Below are 25,613 nucleotides of genomic sequence, written 5' to 3' on the forward strand. Positions count from 1 at the left end.
CTACTGCTACCCATCTGCCCCAACACATGCCCGCCGTCTCCCCCCCGGTTCGTGCCGTTTCCTCCCCGCCGCTAACCGCGCCGCCGCGCTGGCTGGTGCCCGGCTATTTTGGCCTGCTGCTGCTGCTCGGCGCCCTGCTGCTTCGCCATTACGGTATATCCTGGGATGAGCCCACCGACCGGCAGACAGGCATGATCAGCGCCCGGTACGTGGCTGGGCTGCTCGCGCCCGACTGGGCCGCCCGGCAGCCGGCCTTCAAGGAGCTGCCCGATTTTGCCACCTACGCCGACAACGACCACGGCGTGCTCTTCGAAACGCCGCTGTGCCTGCTGGAGCTGGCGCTGGGCATCACCGATTCGCGCACGACCTACCTGCTGCGGCACGCGGCCATCTTCCTGACCTTCGTGGGCGGAGTGTGGGCGCTGTACCGGCTGGCCCGGCTGCGCTTTCACAGCTGGCGGCTGGGGCTGGCGGCCAGTACCCTGCTGCTGCTCTCGCCGCGCTTTTTCGCCGAAAGCTTCTACAACAACAAGGACCTCGTGTTCCTGGCCGTGTTTACCCTGGGCGTGTACACGCTGGCGCGGCTGCTGCGCCGCCCCACCGTGGGCCGCGCCCTGCTGCACGGCCTGGCCACCGCCGCCGCCACCGACGTGCGCCTGCTCGGCTGCCTGCTGATTCTGATGACGCTGGGCATGGTGGCGCTGGAGCTGCTGGTGGGCCCCCGGGAGCTGCGCCGCGCCTGGCTGGCCGCCGTGCCCACCTACCTGCTGATGGCGGCCGGGGCTACCGTGGCCGGCTGGCCCTACCTCTGGGCCGCCCCGCTGGCCAATTTTCAGCACGCCTTCGAAAGCCTCAGCAACTTCGCCTTCGACGCCGAGCTGCTGTACCTGGGCGAGCGGGTGTCGGTGAACGAGCTGCCGTGGCACTACATCCCGGTATGGGTGCTCATCACCACGCCCGTCGCCTACACGGTGGCGGCCCTGCTGGGCGGTCTGGCGTGCGTAGCCACGCTGCTGCGGAGTCGGCTGGCCCTGCTGCGCCTCCCCGAATACCGCCTGGACCTGCTGTTGCTGGGCTGGCTGCTGCTGCCGGTGCTCATGGTCATCGGGCTGCACTCGGTGGTGTACGACGGCTGGCGGCACCTCTACTTCATTTACCCGGCGCTGCTGCTACTGGCCCTGCGTGGGGCCACGCTGCTGTGGCGGGCCCGGCGGCTGTCGGTCGGGCTGCGCCGGCTGGTGCTGGCGCTGGCCGCGCTGGCCGGGCTCGAGGCCGTCCTTACCCTGGGCCGCATGGTGGCCATGCACCCCTTCGAGCAGACGTTCTTCGCCTTTCTGCCCGCCGACGTCGTCGAGGCGCAATTCGAGCGGGACTACTGGGGCCTGTCGTACCGCCACGGCCTGCAGTGGATTCTGGCCCACGACGCGGCCCCGCGCATTGCCATTCACGGCGCACAGCACCAGCCGCTGATGAACAACGTCCTCGGGCTGCATGATGCCGAGCGGAGCCGCCTGCAGCTAAACCCCACCGACTCCAACGCCTACTACCTGACAGCCTACCGTACCCACCCCGAGCCGTTTCCGGATTCACTGGGGGCCGAGGTATACGCGCTGCGGGCCAACGGCGTAAAAATCCTGTCGGTATTCCAGAAGCGGCCGTGGTAGGGCGAGAAACAAGGACCGCAGAACTGCTTCTTGGCTGCTCCGCGGCAAACGAATCAGGAAAGCGACAGTGGGTCGATAATCGTCAGCCCGGTAATCTTGGTGAAGTCGGCCAGGTTGCGGGTGAGCAGCGTCAGGTCATACTCCACGGCAGTAACCGCAATCAAGGCGTCGGGCGTTTTGAGCCGGAAGTCCTAGCGCAACCGGATGGCTTGGTCGATGACGGCATCGGTGAGGGCAGGGCCGGCACAACCGCGAAAACCGCCTGGAAGTAGTGCGCGTCGGCGGGCGTCAGGCCGTAAAAGCCCAGTACCTCCAACCGGGTCAAGGCTGAGACGGCCACGTCCGGGCGCTTCAGCCAGGCCCGCAGCCCGGCGTAGGCTGGTTCCGGCCGGGCCGAATAGATAATGATGTTGCTGTCGACCAGAAACTTCATGGCCGGAAGGGTAGGGGCCGGTCCGTGCGTTGCCCCTGTTGCCAGGCCAGCGGGTCCGGAATGCTTAGCCCGTCGCCGCCCCGGTCAATGGCGGCCAGCAGTTCGGCCCGGGAAAGTTGGCCAGCTTCGGGCGCCGCGGCCGGCGCCGCGCCGGTTTCGCGGACGCTCAGGCCCAGGCGCTGCGCCAGCAGCAGTTGATAGTCGTGGTCGTTGGCGACGGTGAACGTGACGGAACGCATAGCCTCAAGGTAACGACAAAACGGCTTTTCCTGTTCAACAGCGGGCCAGGGGGCATGGCCTGCTCGTAGCGGCTGCCGTACGCGTCGCCGATAGCGCCGGCCAGCAGGCAGGCCATAATGCGGTCAGCCGTAGCAGAACCGCCCGCCGTCGTAGTGGGCACCGTGCTCATGGTCGGCGGCGGTCCAGGTCGGCCAAGGCGGCCCCACCCAGCGCCAGCAGCGTTTGGGGCTGCCGTTGCGCATCCAGGTATTGCACCCGGAACACGCCCCGCTGATTAAGCCAGATGAATGTGCTGTCAATCGCTTGGATATCGGACAGCGGTATTGCCTCCGCGCCCGTGGCCGATTCAATCAGCAGCTGGTCCGGGGTAAAACTGGCCTGCGCCGGAAGCTGGCTCAGCTTTCGGTACACCACGGGCAACAACAGCAACATCAGTAGCTGCAGCCCCGCTTCCCAGTACGCGCCGGCCTGAGCATACTGCCAGCTGGCGTACAGAATTAGCAGGGCGGAAGGGCCGACCAGCCAGCGTAGACTGCGGCTGGCAATGGGCAGTTGGCGCGGCGACATCAATTAAATAGTAGTAAGCAAGAACGGCCCATTCTGTGCAGAATGGGCCGTTTCGCCTGATTAGGAGGGTGAGCGGGCTACAGCGTCGAGAAGTCGAACGACTCCAGGAACTTCGTGGTGAAGTTGCCGGCTTTGAAGTCCTCGTTGTCCATCAGCTTCAGGTGGAAGGGGATGGTGGTCTTGATGCCTTCCACCACGAATTCCGACAGGGCGCGCTTCATTTTCACCACGCACTCCTCGCGGGTCTGGGCCACGGTGATGAGCTTGGCAATCATGGAGTCGTAGTTCGGCGGAATCTGGTAGCCCGCGTACACGTGGGTGTCGACGCGCACGCCGTGGCCGCCGGGTACGTGCAGCACCGTGATTTTGCCGGGCGCCGGCCGGAAGTCCTTGCGCGGGTCCTCGGCGTTGATGCGGCACTCCATGGCGTGCAGCTTGGGCAGGTAGTTTTTGCCCGAAATGGCAATGCCCGCCGCCACTTTGATCTGCTCCTTGATGAGGTCGAAGTTGATAACCTCTTCCGTCACGGGGTGCTCCACCTGAATACGGGTGTTCATCTCCATGAAGTAGAAGTCGCGGTTCTTATCGACCAGGAACTCGATGGTGCCCACGCCCTCGTACCCGATGGAGGCGGCGCCGGCAATGGCAGCCTTGCCCATCTTCTCGCGCAGCTCCTCCGTCATAAACGGCGAGGGAGCCTCTTCCACCAGCTTCTGGTGGCGGCGCTGAATCGAGCAGTCCCGCTCCGAGAGGTGGCAGACGGTGCCGAACTGGTCGCCGGCAATCTGAATTTCGATGTGGCGGGGCTCCTCCACGAACTTCTCCAGGTACACGCCGTCGTTGCCGAAAGCGGCTTTGGCTTCGGTGCGGGCGTCGTTCCAGGCCTTCTCGAATTCCTCCTCGGCCTTGATGATGCGCATGCCGCGCCCGCCGCCGCCGGCCGTAGCCTTCAGGATGACGGGGTACTTGATCTTGGCGGCAATCTTCTTGCCCTGCTCAATGGAGTCGAGCAGGCCGTCGGAGCCCGGGATGGTGGGCACGCCGGCCTTCTTCATCGTGTCCTTGGCCGACGCTTTGTCGCCCATGGCGTTGATCATTTCGGGCGAGGCGCCGATGAACTTGATGCCGTTTTCGCGGCAGATGCGCGAAAAATCCGCGTTTTCCGACAGGAAGCCGTAGCCGGGATGAATGGCGTCGGCATTCGTGATTTCGGCGGCGGCAATCAGGTTCGGAATGTTCAGGTAGGAGTCGCGCGAGGCGGGCGGCCCGATGCACACGGCCTCGTCGGCGAAGCGTACGTGCAGGCTTTCCTTATCGGCGGTGGAGTACACGGCCACCGTCTTGATGCCCATTTCGCGGCAGGTGCGAATCACGCGCAGCGCAATTTCCCCGCGGTTGGCAATGAGTATTTTCTTAAACATGGGGTCTTGGGGCTTAGGGGCTTGGGGTCTTGGCGGCTGTTCTTTCCCGCCGGGCGGAGCAGCCGCAGGGGGCTGGCCGGGAAAAGGAAAGGGCCTTAGCGGCTGGCGGCTGGTGTCGTCGCTGCGTCACCAAGACCCTAAGCCCCCAAGACCCCAAGACCCCAAGAAATTACATCGGCTCGATCAGGAACAGCGGCTGGTCGTACTCCACGGGGGAGGCGTTGTCGACCATGGCCTTCACGATGCGGCCGCGCTGCTCAGCTTCGATTTCATTGAAGAGCTTCATGGCTTCGATGATGCAAATCACCTGGCCCTGCTCCACCACGTCGCCCACGTTCACGAACGAGGGGCTTTCGGGGCTGCTGGAGCGGTAGAAGGTGCCAATCATCGGGGCTTTCAGGGCCACCGTGTTGCTGGCGGCCGGAGCTTCAGCCGCGGCGGCGGGCGCAGCAGCCGGAGCGGCCGGAGCCGCGGCGGGAGCCGCCTGCGGGGCCGGAGCGGCGGCCACCGGAGCCGGGGCAGCGGCCGGGGCGGCAGCAGCTACGAACTTGGTGTTCGGCTCGCGCTGCACCGAAATCTTAAACTCTTCGGTTTCGATGTTGACCTTGTTCAGGCCCGACTTGGCGATGAAGTCGATGAGGTCTTGCAGTTCTTTGGCTTTCATGGCGGCGGGGGAGGGTTTGCCCTGGTCCTTGTCCTTATTTGACTCTTTCGACATAGCTGTAGTCGCGGGTGTCGACCTTGATTTTCTGGTCCTGGTCAATGAACAGCGGTACCTGGATGCGGGCGCCCGTTTCCAGAATGGCCGGCTTCAGGGTGTTCGTCGCGGTGTCGCCGCGCAGACCGGGCTCGGTGTAGGTCACCACCAGCTCCACGAAGGCGGGCAGTTCGGCCGTCAGCGGCTGCTCGGTTTCGGCGTGGAAGAGGATGGTGGCCGTCTGGCCTTCCTTCATCAGGTCGGCGAAGGGTACCATGGCCTCGGGCAGTACTACCTGCTCGAACGAATCGGTGTCCATGAAGGTGTAGCCGTAGTCGTCCTTGTAGAGGTACTGGTGCGGGCGCTGCTCCACGCGGGCGGTTTCCACTTTCACGCCAGCGTTGAAAGTGTTATCAATGACCTTACCGGTCTTGATGTTGCGCAGTTTGGTGCGCACGAAAGCGGGGCCCTTGCCCGGCTTCACGTGCTGAAACTCCGTGATGACGTGCAGGTCCCCGTTGTAATTCAGGACGAGGCCGTTGCGAAAATCGGCGGTGGTTGCCATGTGTTTTGGAATTAAGATTTAGAATTACGAATTAAAAATTGAGAATTAAAAACCAGCAACCATTGCCAAAATTCGGGCGCTAGCAAAAAGGCGTAGCCGTTCGGCAATAATTTTTAATTTTTAATTCTTAATTTTTAATTCATTCCCCGTAGGCCCACTTCACGTAGAGCGCGCCCCAAGTGAAGCCGCCGCCGAAGGCCGCCAGAATCAGGTTATTGCCCTTACGTAGCTGGCTTTCGTAGTCCGAGAGGCAGAGGGGAATGGTGGCGCTGGTGGTGTTGCCGTACTTGTAGATGTTCAGCATCACCTTGTCGGCGCCGATGCCCACGCGCGAAGCGGTAGCGTCGATGATGCGCTTGTTGGCCTGGTGCGGCACCAGCCAGTCGATGGTGTTGGCGTTGAGGCCGTTGCGCTCGGCCACGGTGCCGGCCACGTCGGCCATGCCCTTCACGGCAAACTTGTACACCGTCGCGCCTTCCTGGTACACGAAATGCTCCCGGTTGGTCACCGTCTCGATGGACGGCGGGCGGCGCGAGCCGCCGGCTTTCTGGTACAGGTACGGCTCGCCCACGCCGTCGGAGCGCAGCTCCTGGTCGAGGATGCCGTAGCCGTCGGTGCTGGGTTCGAGTAGCACCGCGCCGGCCCCGTCGCCGAACAGAATGCAGGTGGAGCGGTCGGTGTAATCGGTAATGGCCGACATCTTATCGGCGCCCACCACGATGACCTTCTTGTAGAGGCCCGCGCGGATAAACGAGGCGCCGGTGGCCAGCGAGAACAGGAAGCCCGAGCAGGCGGCCGAAATGTCGTAGCTGAAGGCATTCTTGATGCCCACGCCCTCGCAGATGATGTTGGCCGTGGCCGGAAACACCATGTCCGGGGTGGTGGTGGCGCAGATCAGCAGTTCCACTTCCTCGGGCCGGGTGCCGGTCTTGTCCAGCAGCTGCTGCACGGCCTTGATACCCATCACCGAGGTGCCCTGGTTTTCGCCTTTCAGGATGCGGCGCTCCTTAATGCCGGTCCGGGTCTGAATCCACTCGTCGTTGGTATCGACCAGCTTTTCGAGTTCCTGGTTGGTCAGCACGTACTCGGGTACGTAGGCGCCTACGCCGGTAATGGCAGCGGTCAGCTTCATGGGCAAGGTGTAAGGAGAAATGCGGCGGAGAAGGTGGGGCCGCGGAAAACGGCCGCCAAGGTAGTAAAAAGTCCGGCCGAGGCGGCCGGACTGAGACTAGACCACAGATGAACGCAGATGAAAAACGGATGCCACGGATAGCAGCCGAGCCGGGAGGCAGGCCATTACGCGTAGAGTTACCGTTTTTGCTTGCTGCATCACTGCTCAATCGTTAGGACTTGAAGGTGGCCTTGATTTGGTCGGCAATGCCCGACTTGGCCATCTGGAAGCCCTGCATCAGCATGCTGCAGATGGCTTTCGGCCCGCTCACGCCGTGGCCGATGATGACGTTGTCGTTGATGCCCAGAATGGGGGAGCCGCCCACGCCTTCGTAGTCGAACTTGTGGAAGAACGGGTCCTTGTGGATGCCCTTCTCGTGCATGATGTCGTAGAACGACTCCGAAAGCTTCAGAATCACGTTCCCGGTGTAGCCGTCGCACACAATCACGTCGGCCTTCTCGTTGAACATGTCGCGGCCCTCGATGTTGCCGATGAAGTGAATGTGCGGGTTCACCTTCAGCAGGTTGTAGGCCGCTTGCAGCAGGGCGGTGCCCTTGCCTTCCTCTTCGCCGAGGTTCATCAGACCGACCTTGGGCTGCTCAATGCCCAGCACGTACTGCGCGTACAAGGAACCCAATTCGGCAAACTGCTCCAGCATTTCGGGCTTGCACTCGGCGTTGGCGCCGGCATCCACCATCACGCCGTACTCGCCTTTGAGCTTGGGCACGAGGTTGGCAATGGCCGGGCGCATCACGCCAGGTACCGGCTTCACGCTGAAAATGGCGCCCACCAGCATGGCGCCGGTGCTGCCGGCCGAGCAGAAGGCTTCCACGTCGCTGCCGTGCAGCAGCTTGTAGCCGACGGCAATACTGGAATCAGGCTTTTGCTGCAGGGCCTTGGTGGGGTGTTCCCCCATGGCAATAACCTGCGTGGCGGGCACAAATTCAATATTGCGGGCACGCTCACCGTGGGCCTCAAGCAGCGGGCGCACGGCTTCTTCCTGGCCGATAACCACAATGGTGGCCTGGCCATCGAGTTGTTCGGCGGCCAGCACGGCTCCGTCCACGGCAGCTTTGGGGGCGAAGTCGCCGCCCATGGCGTCGAGGGCTATTTTCATGAAAGCGGAATGAAGGAGAGTCGGCGGTAATGTAAAACCGGCGGCCGGGTGAGGGCCGCCGGCTGGGCTAGGAGCGGGTTGGGGCTATTCCTCGTCGGTGCTGGCGGCGGCCGAAGCTACCGGGGCGTAGCCGGCAATGGCCACTTTGCCGTTGAGGTACAGGTCACCATCTACCACGTAAGCGCGGTGACGCAGGTGGGTTTCGCCGGTGGTCTGGCAGGTCGAAACGGCCTTTGCATCGAGCTTGTAGTGGGTGCGACGCTTGTCGCGGCGGACGGCGGAGACGCGTCGTTTGGGGTGTGCCATGAGTGAAAGTGAAAGAAAAAAATGAAAAAACTAGGTGAGGGGAGGCGCCGGGGACCTTAGTTCAGGTTCCGCAGCGCGTTCCAGCGCGGGTCGCCGAGGTCCTCGTCGTCATCGTCCGCGTCGTCCGACGACGTGCCGGTGGAGTAGATGAGCTTGGCTTCGGCGTCGGGGTTGTCGTCTTCTTCGTCCTGAAAACGGGGGTGCAGCTTCTTCATCGGCAGGGCAAGGCCGATGTAATCGAAGAAATGCTGGGCCATCGGCAGGGTCTGCTTGTCGGGCGTGACCTGCAGCACGTCGTCGTCGAGTTCCAGCTCTTCCTCGCCGAAGCGCAGCAGCAGCTGGTTTTCCACGTCGATGGGCTGGTCGAACTCGTCGAGGCTCCGGTCGCAGACGAGCTGCACGGTGCCCACGATGTGGGTGTCGATGACGATGCGCTGGGCAGTTTTGTCGACCACCACGTCGGCGCGCAGCTGGCCGTCCGGAATCAGGGTCTGGTCGAACTGCTCGAAGAACGCCTGGTCGAGGTCAAACACGAATTCGTGCTTTTTCTCGGTCAGCGCGGCCAGCGGCACGTCGTATTTATGGTCCTTTTTCACTGGGTCGGTTCAGGCGGGCGGCAAAAATAGCAATATTTAACCGCTTTAATGAGGGTTGAGGGAAGGTTTGGCGGGAGTTTAGGCCTTTTTCAGAATAAACTCCGGGCTGATGCCCAGCCGCTCGTAGAGCTTTTTGGCCAGGTCCAGGGTTACGCGGCGCTTGCCACTCAGAATCTGGGACAAGCGCCCGGCCGGCACTTCCAGCAATTGCGCCAGCTCTTTCTGCTTGAGGCGCATCTGCTGCCGCTTCAGCTCAATCATGTCGGCCAAGGACTCCGGCAGGGTCGGGATGGGCATCAGCCCGAGCTGGTCCTCGTAGGCGTCGATGGCCACGACCAACTCCCGAAACTCGGTTTCCAGCGCCGCGTTGCCCTCGAAACCGGCGGCCACCAGTGCGTCGAGGCGGCGCAGGGCGGTTTTGTATTCCGAAGGGTTGTGAAGCGTCATGAGGAGAGAGGAAGCGAGATGGAAGGGCAGGTTCAGTTAAAGCCAATGCGCCTTTCCGGCTGCAAAGGTGCAGTAGAAATTGCTAAATGCAAAACAAAGTTTCGTTTTTGGAAAGAATGTTTCTGTGGTGGTAAGATAAAAGCGGTGATTTTAGGTTAGAAATGAATGGTAAAAGGTTCATTAACAGCCGCGTAGTGGCGGCATATTGGTAGAAAACAGGCCGTCAGAAAAAAACAGAGCTGCAGCGCAGCGGCATGTTTCTGCGCCGCATGAACATCAACTATCGTTCAACGTCAGCACGCGGATGCCGCTGCGCTGCAGCTCATTCCGTTTTCATTGCCTTCTTCTACCAATATGGCGCCGCTATGCGGCTGTGGACGATTTAGATAGCCGTGTACCGGACCAGGGAATTACCGGGCCACGGCCTCCTTTTCCGCTTTCCGGTTGCGCACCAGGTCGCAGGCCAGGTACAGGGCTTCGCGGAAGGAGGTCGGGTCGGCGTCGAACTTGCCGGCCAGGCCGTAGGCGGTGCCGTGGTCGGGGGAGGTGCGGATGACGGGCAGGCCGGCGGTGAAGTTCACGCCCCGCTCGAAGGCAATGGTTTTGAACGGGATGAGGCCCTGGTCGTGGTACAGGGCCAGGGTAGCGTCGAACTGGTGGTACTGGCGGGTGCCGAAGAAGCCGTCGGCGGGGTAGGGGCCGTACACGAGGTGGCCTTCGTTGAGAAACTGCTGGATGACGGGCTGCACCAGGTTCTGCTCCTCGTGGCCGATGAGGCCTTTTTCGCCGGCGTGCGGGTTCAGGCCCAGCACGGCCACGCGGGGCTTGTCGATGCCAAAGTCCTGGCGCAGCGACTGCAGCAGCATGCGCAGCTTGCCGCCGAGTACCTCGGGCGTGAGGCGGGCGGGCACGTCCTTGAGGGCAATGTGGCCGGTGGCAGTGGCCACGCGCAAATCATCGGCCACCAGGAACATCAGGCTGTCGTTGTTGGAGCTGAAGTGGTGGGCCAGAAATTCGGTGTGGCCGGGAAAGTTGAACCCTTCGCCCTGGGTGTTTTCCTTGCTGATGGGCGCCGTCACCAGCGCGTCGATAAGCCCGGCCTTGAGGTCGTTGGCGGCCGCAATCAGGGACAGGCGGGCGGCGCGGCCGGAAGCCTCGCTGGGCTGGCCGGGCGTGAGGCTGAAGTCCTCGTCCCAGCAGGTCACGGCGTTGACTTTGCCGGGCGTGATGTCGGCCGCCTCGCGCACCTGGCGGAAGCTCAGCGGCGGGTGGTGCTTGTCGTGGGGAAACTCGTCGAAGAGGGTGGCGGCGGTGCCGTAGACCACCGGCGTGCAGAAGCGCAGCACGCGCTGATCCTGCAGGGTGCGGTAAATAACCTCAGGGCCGATGCCGGCCAGGTCGCCGGTGCTGATGCCGATGCGGGGAAGCATTCTGAGAAATTAGTGCTTAGTGCCTAGTGCTTGGTGCTTAGGCCGGCAGCTTTTGTTTATGGTGATTGATGAAGCCGTGGAGCAGCTTTTTGCAACTCGTCAGCTGTTCGAGGGTTACGTCGAAGGTTGGCTGCGCGAGGTAATGTAGGTCGAGGCTCAAGTACAGCTGGGTTTCCAACTCGTACAGCGAACCGCGGGCAATGTAGAAAAACTGCAGGGCGTCGCGGGATGTGTAGCGGCCGCATCCTTCGGCAATGTTGGAAGGTACGGAAACCGCGCAACGACGAATCTGATTGGTCAGGCCGAACAACTCTTCGCGGGGAAAAGCTTGCGTCAGCACATAAACAGCAGAAACCAATTGTCGACTCTGCTGCCAAACCTGTAGTTCAGTGTACGACTTGTTGTCCATGGGTTTAGTGCTTAGTGGGTAGTGCTTGGTGCTTAGGTCGTTCAAAGAGCCAAGATTAACCTGTCTACACAATAACGAACCAAGCACTAAGCACCAAGAACTAGGCACCAAATCCAGGCATTAGGCACTAAGCGCTATGCACTAAAAAAGAGTACAGCAACCGAACCGCCGTGCCGGTGCCGTGTTTGCCGCGGTAGGAGTCGGGGGCGGTGAGGTAGGCGGGGGCGGCAATGTCGAGGTGAATCCAGGGCGTGCCTTCGATGAAGCGCTCCAGGAACTTGCCGGCCGAAATGGCGCCGGCTTCGGCCTTGCCCAGGTTGTTGATGTCGGCAATGTCGCTCTTGATGTGCTCGGCGTACTCGTCCCAGAGCGGAAACTCCACGATACGCTCGTGCACGCGGCGGCCGGCGGCGGCCAGCTCCTGCATGGTTTCGTCGCCGCAGGTGCCCATGGCCACAATGCCCTCCTTGCCGATGGCGCGGGCGGCCGAGCCGGTGAGCGTGGCCGCGTCGATGACCAGCTGGGGGTGGTACTTCTTGGCGAAGTGCAGGGCGTCGGCCAGGATGAGGCGGCCCTCGGCGTCGGTGTTGAGCACTTCCACCGTGAGGCCCGAGTGCATGGTCAGCACGTCGCCGGGGGCAAAGGCGGGGCCGCCGGGGCGGTTGTCGGTGGCCGGCACGAGGGCAATGACGTGCAGCGGCACCTTGTTTTTGGCCAGGGCGTACATGACGCCGGTCATGGCGGCGGCGCCGGCCATGTCGCACTTCATCATGTCCATGGAGCCCGGGGTGGGCTTCAAACTCAGGCCGCCGGTGTCGAAGGTCACGCCCTTGCCTACCAGCACGTAGGGCTGCTCATTCTTGGCGCCGTCGGGCTTCCACTCCATAATGGTGAAGGTGGGGGGCTCGGGGCTGCCCTGGTTGACGGCCAGCAGGCCGCCCATGCGCAGGGCCTCAATGCGGGCCTGGTCGAGGATTTCGGTGTGGTAGCCGGCCTGCTCGCCCGCGGCAGCCATCTGCTCGGCAAAACTGGTGGCGGTGAGCTTGTTGGCGGGCATGTTCACCAGGTCGCGGGCCAGCTCCACGCCGCTGAGCAGGTGGCCCAGGGCCGTTACCGCCGCTTCCTCGGCGCCCACCAGCACCACGCGCTGCAGCTCGGCGGGCTGCTTGCTTTTCTCGTCGGTTTTGTAGCCTTCGAACTGGTAGGCCGTCAGGTACAGGCCCTCGGCCAGCGGCAGGGCGGCCGTTTTCTCGGCCGTCAGGTCCACGATGTGCAGCTCCTTCACCTTGGCCGCTTTCAGCTTGGCGTGCAGCTCGTGGCCCTTGCGGCGCAGCTGCTCGGCCGTGAGGTCGGCGGTTTTCTTGGCCTCGGCCACCACCACGTAGAGCCGGTGCGAGTACAGGTTGACGGCGAAGAGTTTCTGCTCGGCGGCCAGCTGGGCGTGGGCGTAGGCGCGGGCGGCCTCGGGCAGGGCCGGGGCTTCGGCGGGCAGCCCGGTGGCGCCGGCGGGCAGAATCACGAGGGTATCGGCGGGGCTGGCGGGCAGCGCGGCGGCAGTGGTGAGGTGAAGAGACATCAGCGCAGGTATAGCTTGGGCGTGCAAGATAGACCACAGATCGGGACGGATGTTTGAACGGACGGAACGGATGCGGACGGCGCGGGTGGCAGTCATTGCGAGCAACGCGACGTAATGACTGCCACCCGCGCCGTCCGCTCGTTCTGCCACCCGCACGTATCCGTTCCATCCGTTCAGACATCCGTCCCGATCTGTGGTCTACCTTTGCCCCCACATCCAACGCGCGGCCTCCCCGCCGCGCCCCTGCCCGTGGAACGCGTCACCCCGAAGAAGCACCTGGGCCAGCACTTTCTGGCCGACCTCAACATCTCCCGCGACATTGCCGAGAGCCTGCGCCGCCCCGGCGACCTGCGCCACGTGCTGGAAGTCGGCCCCGGCATGGGCGTGCTCACCCAGTTCTTGCTGGAGCACGCGGCCGAGTACGACACCACCGTCATCGAAATCGACCGGGAATCGGTGGCTTATCTGCGCCAGCACTTCCCGGCCCTGCAGGAGCGCATTCTGTCGGCCGACTTTCTGAAGCAGGACCTGGGCAAGCTGTTCGACCACGAGCCGCTGGCCGTCATCGGCAACTTCCCCTACAACATCAGCACCCAGATTTACTTCAAGGTGCTGGAGCACCGGCAGCTGGTGCGCGAGTGCGTGGGCATGATCCAGAAGGAAGTGGCCGAGCGCATTGCGGCCGGGCCCGGCTCCAAGGTCTACGGCATCCTGAGCGTGCTGGTACAGGCCTTCTACGACACCGAATACCTGTTTACGGTGCCCCCGCACGTGTTTGTGCCCCCGCCCAAGGTGCAGAGCGCCGTGCTGCGCCTGACGCGCAACCAGGTGGACCGCCTCGACTGCGACGAGAAGCTGTTTTTCCAGGTGGTGAAGCAGGCCTTCAGCACCCGCCGCAAGACCTTGCGCAACTGCCTCAAGCCCCTGGGCATGCCCGCCGAGGCCATGACCGACGCCATCTTCGACAAGCGCGCCGAGCAATTGAGCGTGCAGGATTTCATCGGGCTGACCCGGCAGGTGGCCGAGCAGCGCCAGACCGGCGACGCCGGCAAGTAAACCTTCTTCTGTTATCATGCACCAAACCTTACGTCTGAGCGCCCTGTTGTTGCTGCTGCTGGCCGGCCTGGCCGCTTTCCGGGCCGCTACTCCCGAGTTCGAGGGCCGCATCATTTACCAGTATTCCTTCACCGACTTGCAGGGCAACGACATCAGCGCCAGAATGACCCCGTTTTTCGGGCAGCAGCAGCGCTACTACGTCAAGGGCGGCATGTACAAGGCCTACAACGAGCGGGACGAGTGGATGCAGCTCTACGAGCCGGGCCCCAACCTGTACCACTACTTCAGCGGGGGCAAAGTAGCCCAGACCTTTAAGGCCGGCGACGCGGCCGGGCCGGCCAAGACCACCGCGCTGCCCACCCCCGAAACCATCCTGGGCCGCCGCTGCCAGGGCGTGCAGATTGAAGCCGACGGGGCCACCACCAGCTACTTCTACTCTCCCGAGGTGCGGGTGAATCCGGCGCTGTACCGCCAGCACAACTTCGGCCACTGGAACACGCTGCTGGACGCCAGTCAGGGCGCGCTGCCGCTGCTGTTTACCTCGGTGAACCCCAAGCAGGGCTTTATCATGAAGGCGGTGGCCATCGAAATTACCCCCATGAAGCTCAAGGCCGAAGACTTCGTGCTGCCGGCCGGCGCCAAGTAGTATGCCCCCAATTTGCTGCCTCGTCGTCGATGAAATGCACCCCTCGCTGAAGGCGCTGATGCGCGAAGTGGGCGTGCAGATCGACTACGAACCCGATTTGCTACCGGCCGAAGTACCCGCGGCCCTGGCCAAGAAAGCCTACGACGGCCTTATCGTACGTTCCAAGGTGCGCGTGACGGCCGAGCTGCTGCGCCACGGCCCGCGGCTGCGCTTCGTGGCCCGGGCCGGCGCCGGCGTCGACAACATCGACGTGGCGGCGCTGCAGGCGGCCGGGGTGCAGCTGGTCAACGCGCCCGAGGGCAACTCCCAGGCCGTAGGCGAGTTTGCGGTGGGCACCCTGCTCGCGCTGCTGCGCAAAGTGGCCGCCGCCGATGCCGAAGTTCGCCAGGGCCAGTGGCGGCGCGAGGCCAACCGCGGCTACGAGCTGCAGGCCCGCACCGTGGGCATTATCGGCGCCGGGCATATGGGCCGCTCCTTCGCCCGCTGCCTGCGCGGCTTCGGCTGCACGGTGCTCGGCTACGACCACGACCCCGCCGTGCAGGCCACCGACTATCTGCCGCTGGTGCCGCTGCAGGAGCTGCAGCAGCGCTGCGACGTGCTCAGCATCCACATCCCGTACTCGCCCGAAAACCACGCCTTCGTCAGCGAGACGCTGCTGCGCGGCTTCCGGCACAAGCTCTGGCTGCTCAACACCGCCCGCGGCGAAGTGCTCGACCACGCCGCCCTGGTGACACTGCTGCAGGAGGGCCAAGTGCGCGGCGCCGCCCTCGACGTGCTCGACAACGAGAAGCTGGCCGCCCTCAAGCCCGAGCAGCGCAGCCGCTTCGAGTTTCTGCGCGCGGCCCCCAACGTGGTGCTGACCCCGCACGTGGGCGGCTGGACGCACGAATCCTACCAGCGCATCAACGAGGTGCTGGCCCGCAAGATTGGTGAACTGGTGAGATAGTGAAATAGTGAGTGGGCTGTTTGGGCAGCCCGCCTGAGCTGGCGCCGGTTTAGCCGTCGAATACGGCGTAACCGGTGCCCACCATAAGGCAGGCTTTCAGCCTGCGGGGAGCACCCGGCGGCCGCTATTCTTCAGTCTGCACGGAGTACCCGTTGCGCTAGGGACGACTTTCGGTAATAACGTTCCACGCAGGTTGGAAACCTGCTTTATGCCAGGCACCGGTTACGCTCCACGGCGTTTCGCTAAACCGGCGCCAGCAACCAACCGGCGGCCCGCCGGCGCGGGCCGAAATCTGAGGTTCTGGCAATCAGAATGTCACTTGCCATTTCACCACCTCGCCACCGCTCCGGTTGCGCACACTGGGCTGGGTTTCGTATATTTGCTGATGCCTGTTCGGGAGAACGGCCGGCACCGCCGGCCGTTCTCCTTGTTTTTTTACCTGTTTGACCAACCACACCCTACTTCGTCATGGCCGTCAACTATTATACCGCCGAAGGCTTGCAGAAGCTCAAGGACGAACTGCAGGACCTCAAAATCCGCGGTCGGGCCGAGGCAGCCCGTCAGCTGGCCGAAGCCCGCGACAAAGGTGATTTGAGCGAAAATGCCGAGTACGACGCGGCCAAAGAGTCCCAGGGCCACCTGGAGCTGAAAATCTCCAAGCTCGAAGAAATCATCGGCAACGCCCGCATCCTCGACGACTCCAACCTGGATACCAGCAAGGTGCTCATCATGAGCAAGGTGAAGCTGAAGAACCTGAAGAACAACATGGTGCTCGACTACACCCTGGTGGCCGAGGAAGAAGCCAACCTGGCCGCCGGCAAAATCTCGGTGAAGTCGCCCATCGGCAAGGGCCTGCTGGGCAAGTCGGCCGGCGACGTGGCCGAAATTACCGTGCCCGCCGGCAAGCTGCAGTTCGAAATCCTGGAAATCAGCCGGTAACGGTGAGCTGGTGAGTGGTGAAATGGTGAGTTAATCCCTGCCACTCCGCTTGAAACCCAGCAAGGGCGAGGCTACGGCTTCGCCCTTTTGCGTTTTGCCCCGTACTTTGACGGCCGGCCGGAAAGCGCCGGCCGAGTGTCGCCGGAACGGCCCTCACCATTTCACCACCTCACCATTTCACCGCATGCCTTCCATTTTTTCCCGCATCGTGGCGGGTGAGCTGCCCGCCTACAAAGTGGCCGAGGACGAGCACCACCTGGCCTTTCTCGACATCACGCCGCTGGTGGAGGGCCACACCCTGGTCATTCCCAAAAAGGAAGTCGACTACATCTTCGATTTGCCCCCGGCCGAGCTGGCGGCCCTGCACCAGTTTGCCCAGCGCGTGGCCAAGGGCGTGAAGGCCGCCGTGCCGTGCCGGCGCATCGGGGTGGCCGTCATCGGGCTGGAGGTGCCCCACGCCCACATTCACCTGATTCCGATGAACAAGGTGGCGGATATGAACTTTGCCAACCCCAAAATCAAGGTGGCCGAGGAGCGCATGAAGGAGCTGGCCGCCGCCATTGCCGCCCAGGTGCCCGCTGCGGAGGGCGAAGCGGCGCCGGTTCCGCTAGAGAGCAAGGCCGAGCGCGAAACCGCCGCCAGCAGCCCCGCCGCCGAAGCGCCGGCCGACGCCGCGGCCGACTCCACCCTGGAGCAGCTGCGCCAGCTCACCGAGGGCCTGTACTTCGTGAGCGAGTCCGATTCACCGCTGGCGGTGGTGAGCTACCAGGCCCCGGCCGGCGAGCTGGACGCGCAGGAGCTGCTGAAGCTGCTGAACCAGCCCGCCGACACGCCCGTGCAAACCCAGGAGCTGACGCACTTTTTGCGTAATCACACCGCCGACGACGGCGTGCTGGGCAACGTGGAGCTGGCCAACCGCTTCAAGGCCCTGCAAATGTTTCTGAAACAGGAACTAGAGGATGTGAAAGTGTACCGAATCGGGAAAGGCCCGCAGCTGGATGCCTACGCCCTGGGGCGCACGCCCGGCGGCAAGCTGGCCGGCTTCAAGGTGACGCTCATCGAAACCTGAGCCGCCTGACCAGGGCCCCGCAGCAGCGGCCCCACTGGCTACTACCGGCGGGGCCGCTGCTTTTGAGGGGCACCGTGCGGGAGAACGGGCTGCGAGGACCGAAAAATAAGACGTTGAAAGTCAGCTGACCAGCAGCGAGGTGGTACGAAAGTTGAAGCGACATAGCACGCAAATCCGGATTTCGGCGTTTGTTCGTACATGTTTTCAGTTCAATTATTTCCTTCCACCGTTATGCGTTTCTCCACTTATTCCCTCGCGCTGCTCGTTTTGCTGGGCGCCAGCCTCACCGCTCAGGCCCAGGATTCGGCATCGACGCTGACCACTGCTGCGGGCGGGCCCGCCAGCCCGGCCGCCCCCGCCACTGCCGACATTGAGGCCTACGTGCGTACGGCCACGGTGACCAAGGGCAGCGAGCTGGACTTCGAGAAGGTGCTGGCCGGCAAAAAGCAGACGGTGTTTCTGCACAACGGCAGCATGTACAACAAGCGGGAGTACGGCCTGGTGCTCTGGGGCCTGCGCGTCAAGGCCCTGGGCGTAAGCTCGGCCGAGCGCGCCTGCTCCCTGTACGTAGCCGCCGCCCACCGCGCCCTGTCGCCAGCCGAGAAGCGGGCCCTGGTAGACGGCTTCGACAGCGGCACGGCCGAATAAATCTTCTTCGTCCACGCAAAAAAACGCCCACCCCGGCCGTAGCCAGGGTGGGCGTTTTTTTGCATGGGCAGAGCGTCGGCAGCCTGGAAGCTAAAGGCTAGCTTCTAGCCGGCCATCAGGATAGTCCGCTGATTTCGGCGCTACGCAGGCGCAGGGCTAGCGCGTGGGGCCGCGGTCGACCTGGGCTTCGAGGCGGGCCTGGGCCTCGACGGGCAGCAGGCTGAGCAGATCCAGACCAGTGGCGGCTTCGATGGCATCGACGGAGGTGCGGTAGGAGCCCCAGTCGGGCTGCACGCTGTTATCGTTGGGCGTGTCGATGGCAATGAGGCGGGCCTGACCGGCAGCTATGCGCTGCAGGTCATTGGTGCCGGCGGGTAGGGCTACGAGCACCTTCCATACGCGCTTGGGCACCGTCACGCGGCCCTGGTCGAGGGTTTGGGCGGGGCCGTTCGAGCCGGTGCCGCCGCGGCCGTAGCTGCCCATCAGCACGTAAACCTCGTTGCCGGCCTGCACCAGGTCGCGGGCGTAGTCTTCGAGGTGATTCCAGGTGCGCTGGTTGTTCATGGGCGCCTGCGGAATCATGTTGGTCATCAGGAAGGTGCTGGAGTTGTCGTCCAGGGTGAGGGTGCGGTCGGCGCTGGGGCAGTTGTGGCCCTTGTCGAAGCCGGAGCCGGAGTAGGAGCGGGGCGTGACCTGGTACCAGCCGCGGGGCAGGGCGGGGTCGGGGCGGAAGTCGTCCTGGCGCGGGGCCGAGCCCATCCAGGCCTGGCTCAGGTGCCAGACCACCCAATTCGGAATGCCCCGGTCGCGGGAGTAGCTCAGCGCGTACTGGGGCTTCAGCATCAGGTAGTTGTTGGGCGACTTATCGGGGCTGCTGGTGGCGCCGCTGGGGTTGCCGAGGCTGAGCGGGTCGTCCTGTTTGGGGTCTTGGGGTCTTGGGGGCTGGGGGGCTTGGGTGGGGGGGCTAGGGAGCTGGGTGGCTGCGGAACTGGGGAGCTTGGCGCCGCTGCCGGCCACGGCGGGCGGGGTGCCGCCCTGGTAGGGCTCTACCGCGAAGTCGTCGATATTGAGCCGGTCGTTGCCGCCGTCGAGCTTGCGGATTTCCAGGCGCAGCGGGCCGGGGCGGTTCACCACGATGGTGGCGGGCAGGCCGGCGCCCTCCACCTTGATTTCGCCGCCGGCCGGGAGCCAGGTGCGGCCGCGGTCAGCAGAGCAGTAGAGCTGCCAGCGCACGGCGCCGTCCTGGCCGTAGCTGGCGTGGAAGACGCGTACGCGGCCGGCGCCACCGGGCAGGTTGAAGCGCAGCTGGGCGCGGCCCTTGCCGCGCAGGCGCAGGGCTTTCTGGCCGTGCTTGTGGTCCTGCTCCGAAGTGCCGATCAGCGCGTCGTCGAGCAGCCACTTGCCTGAGGGCAAGGTTTCTTCGGCGGCGGCGTAGGAGCCCTTGCTGCCGGCTTCGAAGTCTTCGGTAAGGGTGCGGCCGGCCTGGGCCGTGGGCACCACCACGGCCTCGGCGCCGGGGGCCGTGGCAGCGGCCTGCTGGGCCTCTTCGGGGCTGCGCTGGAAGCAGGCAGCCAGCACGCCGGTCAGAATCAGGGTAGAGACGAGGGGGGAAGTAGTCAGGCGCATGGAATAAGCGGAGAAGGGCGCAATATAAGCGGGGTATGCGCACGGCGCAGACGGCAGCATCCGCTGTCATTGCGAGCAAAGCGAAGCAACCGCAGGAAGGCGTAGCCAATCAGTCCTGGCTAATGTGCCGCCGCTACAATGCATACTGCCCGAATAATGTCCTGGCCAACGTGCCGCCGAGCCTATGCCTCCCAACCGAATACCTGCGACCGAAAACAGCACCGCCCGAAACTGATACTGGAGTTTCGGGCGGTGCTGTTTTCGGTTAGTGCCAGCTAGGCCGTGGTGCCGCGAGAGGAACGATTGGCTACGCCTTCCGGCGGTTGCCGCGCTTGACTACGTCGACCTTCGGTTCGCTCGCAATGACAATGGAGTGGTGGCCCGGTTACGCTATGCGCCGGCGGCGCAGCAGCAGGGCGCCGAGCAGGCCGGCACCGAGCACAAGCAGGGTAGTGTTCAGAGGCAGGGCGGCAGAGCTGGGAACGTTGGTGACTTTTTCCAGCGCATCGAGGCGGGCGCGTAGCTGCTGGTTTTCGGCCTGCAGGGCGCGGGTGCGGGCGTCGAGGGCCTGGGCGGCGGCCAGGGCTACGCCGTCGGCGTCGACGGTGCCGATGCTGATGCTGTCGGGGCCGAGCTGGAAGGCGCGGTAAAAGTCCTGGGCCATGGGGCCGAGGTGGCGCACACCCTGCTTGTCGGTCTTGTAGCTCCAGCGCGTCATGGGTACCTGGCGCAGGCGGCGCAGCACGTCCTCGCCCGAAATGGCCTCGAAGCGGTGTTTCTTGTGGCGGTCGGACAGGTTGGTCCACACCCCGTCGGTGCTCAGGAAGGCCCCGGTGTGGGTGTTGATGACGGCATCGGCCCGGTACCAGGAGGGAGTGACGTTGGTGGTACCGGTGATGGGCGTGCCCGACTGGATGATAACGCCCGTGTTCCGGTTCGAGGAGGTGTAGATGCGGAAGCCATTGGTCACGCGCCAGCTGGTGCTGTTGACGACGTCGGCCTTGAATGACTCGTCCGTGACGAAGTTGCCGTCGTCGAGCACCGATCGGTCGGCGAAGACGAAGGTGCCCTGCCGGGTGTTGGTGTGGGCGTAGTAGCCCAGGGCCACCGAGGCGGCGCCGGACGCGGTGCAATATTCCCCCAGGGCAACGGAGTTGATCTGGGCGGCGGTAACGTCTTTGCCGAAGGCGGTGCCGTAGTCGCCGGAGGCGCGGGCGTTGTAGCCCCCGGCCACGGAGTAGCGGCCGATGTTCGCGTCGTCCCACTGGGTACCGTTGATGTAGCCGGCGCGGAAGGCGGCCTTGCCGGGGTACCAGATCAGGCGGGTACCGCTGCCCTCGGCCGGGATGTTACCGCCGTTTCCGCCGTCGTACTCGCCGCCGAGGTAGAGGCCGCCGCTGGTTTGCAGGCGCATCTGGGTAACGGGGCTGGCGTCGGTGGTCTTGACTTCGAGCAGGGCCGGGGAGGAGGTGTTGATTTGGGCGGTGGCGGCCAGGGGCAGCAGGGCCAGCAGGGTGCCGGCCCGGAGGCGGGCGTGGAAGGTGGGCATGCTAAGTTTGTTGAGAGAGGCTGAGAGAGAAACACAAGATACACGGTGCCGGGGCTGCCGCGCTAGTAAAAAACGGCCGAAGCGGGGCAGGGGGCCGCAGCTAAGCCGTGCGGCCCGGGAAAGAAAAAGCCTCCTCTCAGGCGAGAGGAGGCCAGGCGGGGCGCCAGCCGCCACGATTACTAGAGCTGGCTGCGGCGGGTCGTCACGGCGGCTACCAGGGCGTCGAGCAGGTCGATTTTGGCGGCTACACCGTCGCGTTCCAGCTCCCGTTCGAGCCGGGCAATGGCGCCGTAGTCCTCCACTTTAGTGGTCAGCACGTTGGCGCGGCTCTCGTAGCGGTTGAGCAGGTTTTCCTGGCGACGCTTCTGGTCGCCGGCGGGCATGGCGGCAATGGCCGGGCCCATCGTGGTGATAAAGGTGTTGGTGGAGGTCAGCTCGGCCTCCACGCTGGCTACGTCGTCCCAGTTGTCAAGCTGGTGATTGAGCGTGGTCAGGCGGAGAACCAGGTCTTTCCGTTCGCGCTGCTTAAGCGTGAGCAGCGTGTCGCATTGGGCCACGGAGGAGAGGAGGTTGACAGAAAATGCCATCGGGAATGAGGTAGAAAAGAAAAATGAGAGAAAAGGAATATCGGGGTAGCTGGCGCCCGCACGGACTGCTAAAGTCCGCAATGAACCCGGCCTTGTCTATAGGAAAATGTTCTCATTTTTTGCCTCCGACTGCTGATTTTCCAAGGTTTGAGCCAGCGCCGTCGCCTCGGCCAGCAGCCCGGCCCGCCGGGCCGTCAGCAGAGCCTGCGCCGTGGGGCCGCTGCGCACCAGCTCGTTGCGGGCCCTGGACGCGAAGCGCTCCAGCCAGGCCGGGGCCGCCGCACCGCCCGCCGTGAGGGCCGCCGTGAGCGTGGGCAGGGCCGCCAGCCGGCGCGTGGCCCAGGTGCTGCGCTCCTGCATGATGAGCAGTTCATGGGCCAGTTGTTCGGCGCGGTGCCGAGCCTCGCGCAACTGCCGGTGCAGGGCGGCCGGGTCGGGCGGCTCGGGCGGTGGCAGGGGGGCGGCTTCTCCCGCCTGCCAGGCCAGCGTCAGCGCGGCATCGGCCAGCGCGGCGGGCAGCGGCAGCGGCCGCACCCCACGCTCCACCTGCGACACCATTTCGCGGCCTAGGCCCAGGTAGCGGCCCAGCTCGGCCTGGCTCAGCGCAAACCAGGCGCGCAGCCGGACCAGAGGCCGGCGAGAATATTCGTTGTTCATAGGTGCGGGAGAGGTTGCTTCCGGTTTTGGAGAAATATAAAAAAGCGGAAGCAATGAGTGCTTCCGCTTTTAGAGCGTCGGTAAAAAACGGAAGCACCGGGCGGCCCAGCCCAGCAGCGCCTACGGCCCGGGGGGCGAGGCCGCAGCAGAGGGCGGCCACCCGGGCCGCAGGCGGCCGGGGGCAGTATCAGGGCGCTGCGTCGGGCGTGGTCGGCTTGATCAGGTCGCGCACGTCTAATAAGGGCAGCACAAAGCCCTGGAGCACGGTGTCACGGGTTTTGCCGGCAATGAGGCCGCGGGCCGTGGAGTAGCCCACGCTGATGAGCGTGAGGATGAGTTGCTGGCTGGGGACCTGTTCGCCTGCTTTCTCCTCCAGGTACCTAGTCAGGTCCTGCACGAAGAACGTGAGGTACAAGCGGAACCGGCCCCGTACGGGCAACAGCTCCCCGTTGGCATTCTGGGCCTGGCACTCCACCAGTAGCTCGATGCGAACCTTTTCGTCGGCCAGGTCGAAGCCGGGTACTACCTTATTATGTATCTGGAAGCGTTGCTCATCGGCCGCCAGGGCCACGATGGGGTCGTCGGCATCATTCAGAATGGCGCATTCCAGGAAGTAGCCACCCACGAGCTGAATGTCGGAGAGGACGGGCGCTTGGGGCATACGCTAAGCGGCAAATTCGTAAGGGCGACGGTTTTCCTGCTCACCCTCCCAGGAGGTAGCCAGCAGCCGCGTCATCGGGCCGGCCGTGGGCTGCGCGTTGTAGGGCGGGTTGGTCAGAATAGCGTCAAACTCCGCGGCTGCCACGGACCGGGTGGCGGCCAGCGGCAAGCGGCCGAAGTAGCCGACCGGGTTGCGGCGGGTGGTAAACAGGTCGGTTTGCAGGGCCACCGAGAGCTTGGCCACGCTGTGCAGCGTGAGGTTGTGCATCCCGCTGAGCCACTTGGTTACTTCCGATTCGGATTTGCCCAGGCGCTGGGCCAGGGCGCGGCGGGTGAGCCCCTGGGCCTGCATCTCGGCCTTCACCTGGTCGGCCAGGTCGGCAATGAGGGCTACTACTACGTGTTCGTCCTGCGGCACCTCGGCCATCAGGTCGTCGAGAAAGGAGGGAGGCATGAGCGGGGAGGGGTTAGATATCAAGTAGGAGGTCGGGCGGGAGAATGAGGCGGCCCTGCGTGCGCCATTCGCGGGGGCGCCGCGCCTCGGGGAGGGCGGCGCGGGCCTTTTGAGCGAAGCGGAACTGCGGCAGCCGCCGGGGGCACTCCTGGGCGGTGCGGACGCGCGGGGTTTCCCGGTCGCCGTCGAGCACAATCAGGGCCTGGTGGTCGGCGGTCGGGTAACCCTGCCAGCGTCAGTACGCCGCTACTCGCGTAGGCATTTCGTCATAGGTCTGCCCACCCAGCAAGCGGCCGGTCTGCTTTTTATTTTTGCCCCCCCACTGCTTGAAAAAGAACGCTACTCCAGCGCGGGCGCACTGGCGTTGAATGTCAAGTACCCATTCTTCCTTGATAGGGCGAGCCTTAGGCCCCGATTCGCCCCCTACGATTACCCAATGAATACCGGCCAAGTCAAGATCAGGCAGCGGGCCAAGTAACGGTTCTAATGACAGAAACCGCACTTGGGCGGGCGTACGGCGTAGGTGGTCGATACGGTGTACCACCTTTTGGTTTTCCACCGACACACCCATCCAGACGTTGCCGGGCCATTCCAGCGCTTGCCCATACTGTTCCAACAGTTCGCCCCTTTTGGTGAGCACTTGGAACGTATGGCGAGGGCAATCTTGCATGACGCGGAATACGCGCTGGATAAAGGGAAAAGGGATTTTGGGATGAAACAGGTCACTCATGGAATTGACGAAGACCGTGCGTGGGGCTTTCCAAGTGTAGGGCCTGGCTAGCTCGTCTTCGTGCGTGGCCACCTCAAAGCCGGCTGCGTACTTGGGCACGCCCATGGCCACCAAGCGCTTAGCCATTACTTCGGCGTAGCAGTATTTACAGCCGGCGGAAATCTTGGTGCACCCCGTCGTAGGGTTCCAGGTCATTTCCGTCCATTCGATGCTGGATTGCGACATGGCTCAGGAAGTCAGGGAAAAACGGACCATCCGGTCCGGGTTGTTGAGGTAAAACGCCCCTTTTCGCATGTTCTGGCCATCGGACGCCGAGACGTGAAGGCGGCCGGTGGCTTGTAGCTTCCGCAGGACTTCGTTGGTGTGTTTGGGCAAAAAACCTTCGGCCAGACCAAATTCCAAGAGGTCTTCGTTGGTGCGGCTGGGAGCAGCAGCTAAGTAAGCGACTAGCTTAGCGGGATAATTCTCCAACTCCCCAGGTTTGAAAAGCGTGAACGTTTGCTCCAAGCGGTGGCCGCTACCCGCCGTGGGGTCCTGCATCCATTGCGCTTCCAGCATCTTCTCCAGGCCCCGACGGTTGGACGTAAAGAAAAAGAGCGAATAGGTGTTGTGACCTGCGGTTTCGAGGGTAAACCGGGAAGAGTACGGCACCTCCAGCCGGTTTTGCAGGCGGTGCCGCAGTTGGTTGATAAAATCATGCACGTTGGCAAACCGGGGCAACTGTTCGGGAAACACCTCTTTGAGCCACTGTTGTAGCGCTTCGCCGCCGCTGAAATCATCGTGGTATGCTTTATTGGCAAAGCGGTACATCATTTCGGTGGGCAGAAATAGCAGCACCTCCGATTGTCCGCCTACCAGGGCGGCGCGTAAATCAGCAATGCGGATGTCTTTATAGCCCCACGGGTCGATAAACAGCAGCGCCTTCTCCTCAAAAGCGGATAACCGTTGCACCCGATCAATGGCCTGCTGCATGACCCGGTCACAAGGCAGCGCTCTGTAGTGCAGCGTGATGCGCGGCTGGCCATCGGGGGTAGCTGGAAAGACCAGCTGGGATACGCGCTCCTCTACTCGGTCAATTTTGCGCCGGCTCGGGTCTATGTCTGACATGCCGGCGTCGTTGAGGATATACGTCACGTGCAGGCTTTCATTAGGATAGTCTGTAAAATAGCGTAGCACCTGCTGCGGACCCGCCAACGCGCTGCCCTGCCGACCATCGGCGTATTCACCTTCGCCACACATCAAATCGAAAAGATGTACGCGGCGGATGGCTGGCACTTTGCCTAAAATGCTTAGGTAAATGCCCAGGTAGTAAGTAAGTACATTCACTTTCGCAGCTGAATGTTCGGCTAGAATCTGGCGGGTAGATTGTGTGGATTTGCTCATAATGGAGGAAATGTACCCTTTTTT

30 protein-coding genes are annotated in these 25,613 nt (G+C 63.5%); 8 read left to right on the top strand and 22 right to left on the bottom strand.

Features of this window, described 5'->3' with window-relative positions:
- Positions 1–26: 26 nt before the first annotated feature.
- Complete coding sequence (locus EJV47_RS04880; RefSeq protein WP_126692011.1) at positions 27–1,664, top strand: hypothetical protein; 1,638 nt, start codon at positions 27–29, stop codon at positions 1,662–1,664.
- Between the two features lie 160 nt (positions 1,665–1,824).
- Here the strand turns inward: EJV47_RS04880 and EJV47_RS28360 are convergent, their stop codons facing one another.
- The 11 genes from EJV47_RS28360 to EJV47_RS04935 form a co-directional block, all read right to left on the bottom strand.
- Complete coding sequence (locus EJV47_RS28360; RefSeq protein ID WP_207895830.1) at positions 1,825–2,097, bottom strand: PIN domain-containing protein; 273 nt, start codon at positions 2,095–2,097, stop codon at positions 1,825–1,827.
- Positions 2,094–2,336, bottom strand: a complete 243-nt coding sequence (locus tag EJV47_RS04890) for a hypothetical protein (RefSeq protein ID WP_126692012.1) — start codon at positions 2,334–2,336, stop codon at positions 2,094–2,096. The genes EJV47_RS28360 and EJV47_RS04890 overlap by 4 nt, the downstream gene beginning before the upstream one ends.
- Before the next feature lie 166 nt (positions 2,337–2,502).
- Positions 2,503–2,904 carry a hypothetical protein gene (locus tag EJV47_RS04895; protein ID WP_126692013.1) on the bottom strand — a complete coding sequence of 134 codons (402 nt, stop codon included), beginning with the start codon at positions 2,902–2,904 and terminating at the stop codon, positions 2,503–2,505.
- A gap of 77 nt (positions 2,905–2,981) precedes the next feature.
- Positions 2,982–4,325 (bottom strand): acetyl-CoA carboxylase biotin carboxylase subunit, encoded by a 1,344-nt coding sequence (gene accC / locus EJV47_RS04900; protein WP_126692014.1) that lies wholly within the window; start codon positions 4,323–4,325, stop codon positions 2,982–2,984.
- Between the two features lie 169 nt (positions 4,326–4,494).
- Positions 4,495–4,989 carry an acetyl-CoA carboxylase biotin carboxyl carrier protein gene (gene accB, locus EJV47_RS04905; protein WP_126692015.1) on the bottom strand — a complete coding sequence of 165 codons (495 nt, stop codon included), beginning with the start codon at positions 4,987–4,989 and terminating at the stop codon, positions 4,495–4,497.
- A gap of 34 nt (positions 4,990–5,023) precedes the next feature.
- A complete protein-coding gene (gene efp / locus EJV47_RS04910) occupies positions 5,024–5,587 on the bottom strand; it encodes an elongation factor P (RefSeq protein ID WP_126692016.1) in 564 nt (187 codons plus the stop codon).
- 139 nt (positions 5,588–5,726) lie between these two features.
- Positions 5,727–6,719: a beta-ketoacyl-ACP synthase III gene (locus EJV47_RS04915; RefSeq protein ID WP_126692017.1), complete on the bottom strand. Its 993-nt coding sequence runs from the start codon at positions 6,717–6,719 to the stop codon at positions 5,727–5,729.
- Between the two features lie 211 nt (positions 6,720–6,930).
- A complete protein-coding gene (gene plsX, locus EJV47_RS04920) occupies positions 6,931–7,875 on the bottom strand; it encodes a phosphate acyltransferase PlsX (RefSeq protein WP_126692018.1) in 945 nt (314 codons plus the stop codon).
- Between the two features lie 84 nt (positions 7,876–7,959).
- Entirely contained in the window at positions 7,960–8,181 is a 222-nt protein-coding gene (gene rpmF / locus EJV47_RS04925) for a 50S ribosomal protein L32 (RefSeq protein WP_078011258.1), read from the bottom strand.
- Between the two features lie 56 nt (positions 8,182–8,237).
- Positions 8,238–8,777: a YceD family protein gene (locus tag EJV47_RS04930; protein ID WP_126692019.1), complete on the bottom strand. Its 540-nt coding sequence runs from the start codon at positions 8,775–8,777 to the stop codon at positions 8,238–8,240.
- A 78-nt stretch (positions 8,778–8,855) separates the two neighbouring features.
- Positions 8,856–9,224, bottom strand: a complete 369-nt coding sequence (locus tag EJV47_RS04935; RefSeq protein WP_126692020.1) for a helix-turn-helix domain-containing protein — start codon at positions 9,222–9,224, stop codon at positions 8,856–8,858.
- Between EJV47_RS04935 and EJV47_RS27920 the strand changes: the two genes are divergently transcribed.
- Positions 9,213–9,383: a hypothetical protein gene (locus EJV47_RS27920; RefSeq protein WP_165903622.1), complete on the top strand. Its 171-nt coding sequence runs from the start codon at positions 9,213–9,215 to the stop codon at positions 9,381–9,383. The two genes, EJV47_RS04935 and EJV47_RS27920, sit on opposite strands and share 12 nt — an antisense overlap.
- 251 nt (positions 9,384–9,634) lie before the next feature.
- On the opposite strand, the gene pdxA is transcribed toward EJV47_RS27920, so the two are convergent.
- From pdxA to EJV47_RS04950, 3 genes are all read right to left on the bottom strand, one after another.
- Positions 9,635–10,654, bottom strand: coding sequence for a 4-hydroxythreonine-4-phosphate dehydrogenase PdxA (pdxA, locus tag EJV47_RS04940; protein ID WP_126692021.1), 1,020 nt, complete (start codon positions 10,652–10,654; stop codon positions 9,635–9,637).
- Between the two features lie 37 nt (positions 10,655–10,691).
- Complete coding sequence (locus tag EJV47_RS04945; RefSeq protein ID WP_126692022.1) at positions 10,692–11,063, bottom strand: four helix bundle protein; 372 nt, start codon at positions 11,061–11,063, stop codon at positions 10,692–10,694.
- Positions 11,064–11,190: 127 nt separating this feature from the next.
- A complete protein-coding gene (locus EJV47_RS04950; RefSeq protein ID WP_126692023.1) occupies positions 11,191–12,639 on the bottom strand; it encodes a leucyl aminopeptidase family protein in 1,449 nt (482 codons plus the stop codon).
- 249 nt (positions 12,640–12,888) lie between these two features.
- On the opposite strand from EJV47_RS04950, the gene rsmA reads away from it, so the two are divergent.
- The 6 genes from rsmA (at position 12,889) to EJV47_RS04980 (ending at position 17,943) form a co-directional block, all read left to right on the top strand.
- Positions 12,889–13,695 carry a 16S rRNA (adenine(1518)-N(6)/adenine(1519)-N(6))-dimethyltransferase RsmA gene (rsmA, locus tag EJV47_RS04955; RefSeq protein ID WP_126692024.1) on the top strand — a complete coding sequence of 269 codons (807 nt, stop codon included), beginning with the start codon at positions 12,889–12,891 and terminating at the stop codon, positions 13,693–13,695.
- A 16-nt stretch (positions 13,696–13,711) separates the two neighbouring features.
- Positions 13,712–14,341: a hypothetical protein gene (locus EJV47_RS04960; RefSeq protein WP_126692025.1), complete on the top strand. Its 630-nt coding sequence runs from the start codon at positions 13,712–13,714 to the stop codon at positions 14,339–14,341.
- Between the two features lies 1 nt (position 14,342).
- Positions 14,343–15,287, top strand: a complete 945-nt coding sequence (locus EJV47_RS04965) for an NAD(P)-dependent oxidoreductase (RefSeq protein ID WP_126692026.1) — start codon at positions 14,343–14,345, stop codon at positions 15,285–15,287.
- Positions 15,288–15,755: 468 nt separating this feature from the next.
- Positions 15,756–16,226, top strand: a complete 471-nt coding sequence (greA, locus tag EJV47_RS04970; protein ID WP_078011251.1) for a transcription elongation factor GreA — start codon at positions 15,756–15,758, stop codon at positions 16,224–16,226.
- A gap of 184 nt (positions 16,227–16,410) precedes the next feature.
- Positions 16,411–17,295 carry a nuclease A inhibitor family protein gene (locus EJV47_RS29035; RefSeq protein ID WP_165903623.1) on the top strand — a complete coding sequence of 295 codons (885 nt, stop codon included), beginning with the start codon at positions 16,411–16,413 and terminating at the stop codon, positions 17,293–17,295.
- A 231-nt stretch (positions 17,296–17,526) separates the two neighbouring features.
- Positions 17,527–17,943: a hypothetical protein gene (locus EJV47_RS04980; protein WP_126692027.1), complete on the top strand. Its 417-nt coding sequence runs from the start codon at positions 17,527–17,529 to the stop codon at positions 17,941–17,943.
- 156 nt (positions 17,944–18,099) lie between these two features.
- Here EJV47_RS04980 and EJV47_RS28365 read toward each other — a convergent pair whose 3' ends face one another.
- The 8 genes from EJV47_RS28365 to tcmP form a co-directional block, all read right to left on the bottom strand.
- A complete protein-coding gene (locus EJV47_RS28365; RefSeq protein WP_207895831.1) occupies positions 18,100–19,569 on the bottom strand; it encodes a DNA/RNA non-specific endonuclease in 1,470 nt (489 codons plus the stop codon).
- 385 nt (positions 19,570–19,954) lie between these two features.
- Positions 19,955–21,118: a tail fiber domain-containing protein gene (locus tag EJV47_RS04990; RefSeq protein ID WP_126692028.1), complete on the bottom strand. Its 1,164-nt coding sequence runs from the start codon at positions 21,116–21,118 to the stop codon at positions 19,955–19,957.
- Positions 21,119–21,297: 179 nt separating this feature from the next.
- The gene (locus EJV47_RS04995; RefSeq protein WP_126692029.1) at positions 21,298–21,705 is read right to left on the bottom strand and encodes a hypothetical protein; all 408 of its coding nucleotides are present in this window, start codon (positions 21,703–21,705) and stop codon (positions 21,298–21,300) included.
- Positions 21,706–21,801: 96 nt separating this feature from the next.
- Complete coding sequence (locus tag EJV47_RS05000) at positions 21,802–22,362, bottom strand: hypothetical protein (RefSeq protein ID WP_126692030.1); 561 nt, start codon at positions 22,360–22,362, stop codon at positions 21,802–21,804.
- A gap of 187 nt (positions 22,363–22,549) precedes the next feature.
- The gene (locus tag EJV47_RS05005) at positions 22,550–23,023 is read right to left on the bottom strand and encodes a hypothetical protein (RefSeq protein WP_126692031.1); all 474 of its coding nucleotides are present in this window, start codon (positions 23,021–23,023) and stop codon (positions 22,550–22,552) included.
- 3 nt (positions 23,024–23,026) lie between these two features.
- The gene (locus EJV47_RS05010; protein ID WP_126692032.1) at positions 23,027–23,476 is read right to left on the bottom strand and encodes a helix-turn-helix domain-containing protein; all 450 of its coding nucleotides are present in this window, start codon (positions 23,474–23,476) and stop codon (positions 23,027–23,029) included.
- A gap of 235 nt (positions 23,477–23,711) precedes the next feature.
- On the bottom strand, positions 23,712–24,431 hold the full coding sequence (locus EJV47_RS05015; RefSeq protein ID WP_126692033.1) for a DUF5131 family protein: 720 nt from the start codon (positions 24,429–24,431) through the stop codon (positions 23,712–23,714).
- Positions 24,432–24,434: 3 nt separating this feature from the next.
- Positions 24,435–25,589, bottom strand: a complete 1,155-nt coding sequence (tcmP, locus tag EJV47_RS05020; RefSeq protein WP_126692034.1) for a three-Cys-motif partner protein TcmP — start codon at positions 25,587–25,589, stop codon at positions 24,435–24,437.
- Positions 25,590–25,613: the final 24 nt, after the last annotated feature.

It is taken from the genome of Hymenobacter gummosus (assembly GCF_003970915.1).
Taxonomy (GTDB): Bacteria; Bacteroidota; Bacteroidia; order Cytophagales; family Hymenobacteraceae; genus Solirubrum; species Solirubrum gummosum.

What these genes read in the sequence shown, in the direction of transcription:
- EJV47_RS04980 (WP_126692027.1), top strand. Translation starts at nt 17,527, where the DNA reads ATGCGTTTCTCCACTTATTCCCTCGCGCTGCTCGTTTTGCTGGGCGCC.
- plsX (WP_126692018.1), bottom strand. Translation starts at nt 7,875, where the DNA reads ATGAAAATAGCCCTCGACGCCATGGGCGGCGACTTCGCCCCCAAAGCT.
- EJV47_RS28360 (WP_207895830.1), bottom strand. Translation starts at nt 2,097, where the DNA reads ATGAAGTTTCTGGTCGACAGCAACATCATTATCTATTCGGCCCGGCCG.
- EJV47_RS05010 (WP_126692032.1), bottom strand. Translation starts at nt 23,476, where the DNA reads ATGCCTCCCTCCTTTCTCGACGACCTGATGGCCGAGGTGCCGCAGGAC.
- EJV47_RS04935 (WP_126692020.1), bottom strand. Translation starts at nt 9,224, where the DNA reads ATGACGCTTCACAACCCTTCGGAATACAAAACCGCCCTGCGCCGCCTC.
- EJV47_RS04890 (WP_126692012.1), bottom strand. Translation starts at nt 2,336, where the DNA reads ATGCGTTCCGTCACGTTCACCGTCGCCAACGACCACGACTATCAACTG.
- EJV47_RS04950 (WP_126692023.1), bottom strand. Translation starts at nt 12,639, where the DNA reads ATGTCTCTTCACCTCACCACTGCCGCCGCGCTGCCCGCCAGCCCCGCC.
- EJV47_RS04965 (WP_126692026.1), top strand. Translation starts at nt 14,343, where the DNA reads ATGCCCCCAATTTGCTGCCTCGTCGTCGATGAAATGCACCCCTCGCTG.
- EJV47_RS29035 (WP_165903623.1), top strand. Translation starts at nt 16,411, where the DNA reads ATGCCTTCCATTTTTTCCCGCATCGTGGCGGGTGAGCTGCCCGCCTAC.
- EJV47_RS04995 (WP_126692029.1), bottom strand. Translation starts at nt 21,705, where the DNA reads ATGGCATTTTCTGTCAACCTCCTCTCCTCCGTGGCCCAATGCGACACG.
- accC (WP_126692014.1), bottom strand. Translation starts at nt 4,325, where the DNA reads ATGTTTAAGAAAATACTCATTGCCAACCGCGGGGAAATTGCGCTGCGC.
- EJV47_RS05005 (WP_126692031.1), bottom strand. Translation starts at nt 23,023, where the DNA reads ATGCCCCAAGCGCCCGTCCTCTCCGACATTCAGCTCGTGGGTGGCTAC.
- tcmP (WP_126692034.1), bottom strand. Translation starts at nt 25,589, where the DNA reads ATGAGCAAATCCACACAATCTACCCGCCAGATTCTAGCCGAACATTCA.
- pdxA (WP_126692021.1), bottom strand. Translation starts at nt 10,654, where the DNA reads ATGCTTCCCCGCATCGGCATCAGCACCGGCGACCTGGCCGGCATCGGC.
- EJV47_RS05015 (WP_126692033.1), bottom strand. Translation starts at nt 24,431, where the DNA reads ATGTCGCAATCCAGCATCGAATGGACGGAAATGACCTGGAACCCTACG.
- EJV47_RS04990 (WP_126692028.1), bottom strand. Translation starts at nt 21,118, where the DNA reads ATGCCCACCTTCCACGCCCGCCTCCGGGCCGGCACCCTGCTGGCCCTG.
- efp (WP_126692016.1), bottom strand. Translation starts at nt 5,587, where the DNA reads ATGGCAACCACCGCCGATTTTCGCAACGGCCTCGTCCTGAATTACAAC.
- rpmF (WP_078011258.1), bottom strand. Translation starts at nt 8,181, where the DNA reads ATGGCACACCCCAAACGACGCGTCTCCGCCGTCCGCCGCGACAAGCGT.
- greA (WP_078011251.1), top strand. Translation starts at nt 15,756, where the DNA reads ATGGCCGTCAACTATTATACCGCCGAAGGCTTGCAGAAGCTCAAGGAC.
- EJV47_RS04945 (WP_126692022.1), bottom strand. Translation starts at nt 11,063, where the DNA reads ATGGACAACAAGTCGTACACTGAACTACAGGTTTGGCAGCAGAGTCGA.
- EJV47_RS28365 (WP_207895831.1), bottom strand. Translation starts at nt 19,569, where the DNA reads ATGCGCCTGACTACTTCCCCCCTCGTCTCTACCCTGATTCTGACCGGC.
- accB (WP_126692015.1), bottom strand. Translation starts at nt 4,989, where the DNA reads ATGAAAGCCAAAGAACTGCAAGACCTCATCGACTTCATCGCCAAGTCG.
- EJV47_RS04960 (WP_126692025.1), top strand. Translation starts at nt 13,712, where the DNA reads ATGCACCAAACCTTACGTCTGAGCGCCCTGTTGTTGCTGCTGCTGGCC.
- EJV47_RS05000 (WP_126692030.1), bottom strand. Translation starts at nt 22,362, where the DNA reads ATGAACAACGAATATTCTCGCCGGCCTCTGGTCCGGCTGCGCGCCTGG.
- EJV47_RS04915 (WP_126692017.1), bottom strand. Translation starts at nt 6,719, where the DNA reads ATGAAGCTGACCGCTGCCATTACCGGCGTAGGCGCCTACGTACCCGAG.
- EJV47_RS04895 (WP_126692013.1), bottom strand. Translation starts at nt 2,904, where the DNA reads ATGTCGCCGCGCCAACTGCCCATTGCCAGCCGCAGTCTACGCTGGCTG.
- EJV47_RS04880 (WP_126692011.1), top strand. Translation starts at nt 27, where the DNA reads ATGCCCGCCGTCTCCCCCCCGGTTCGTGCCGTTTCCTCCCCGCCGCTA.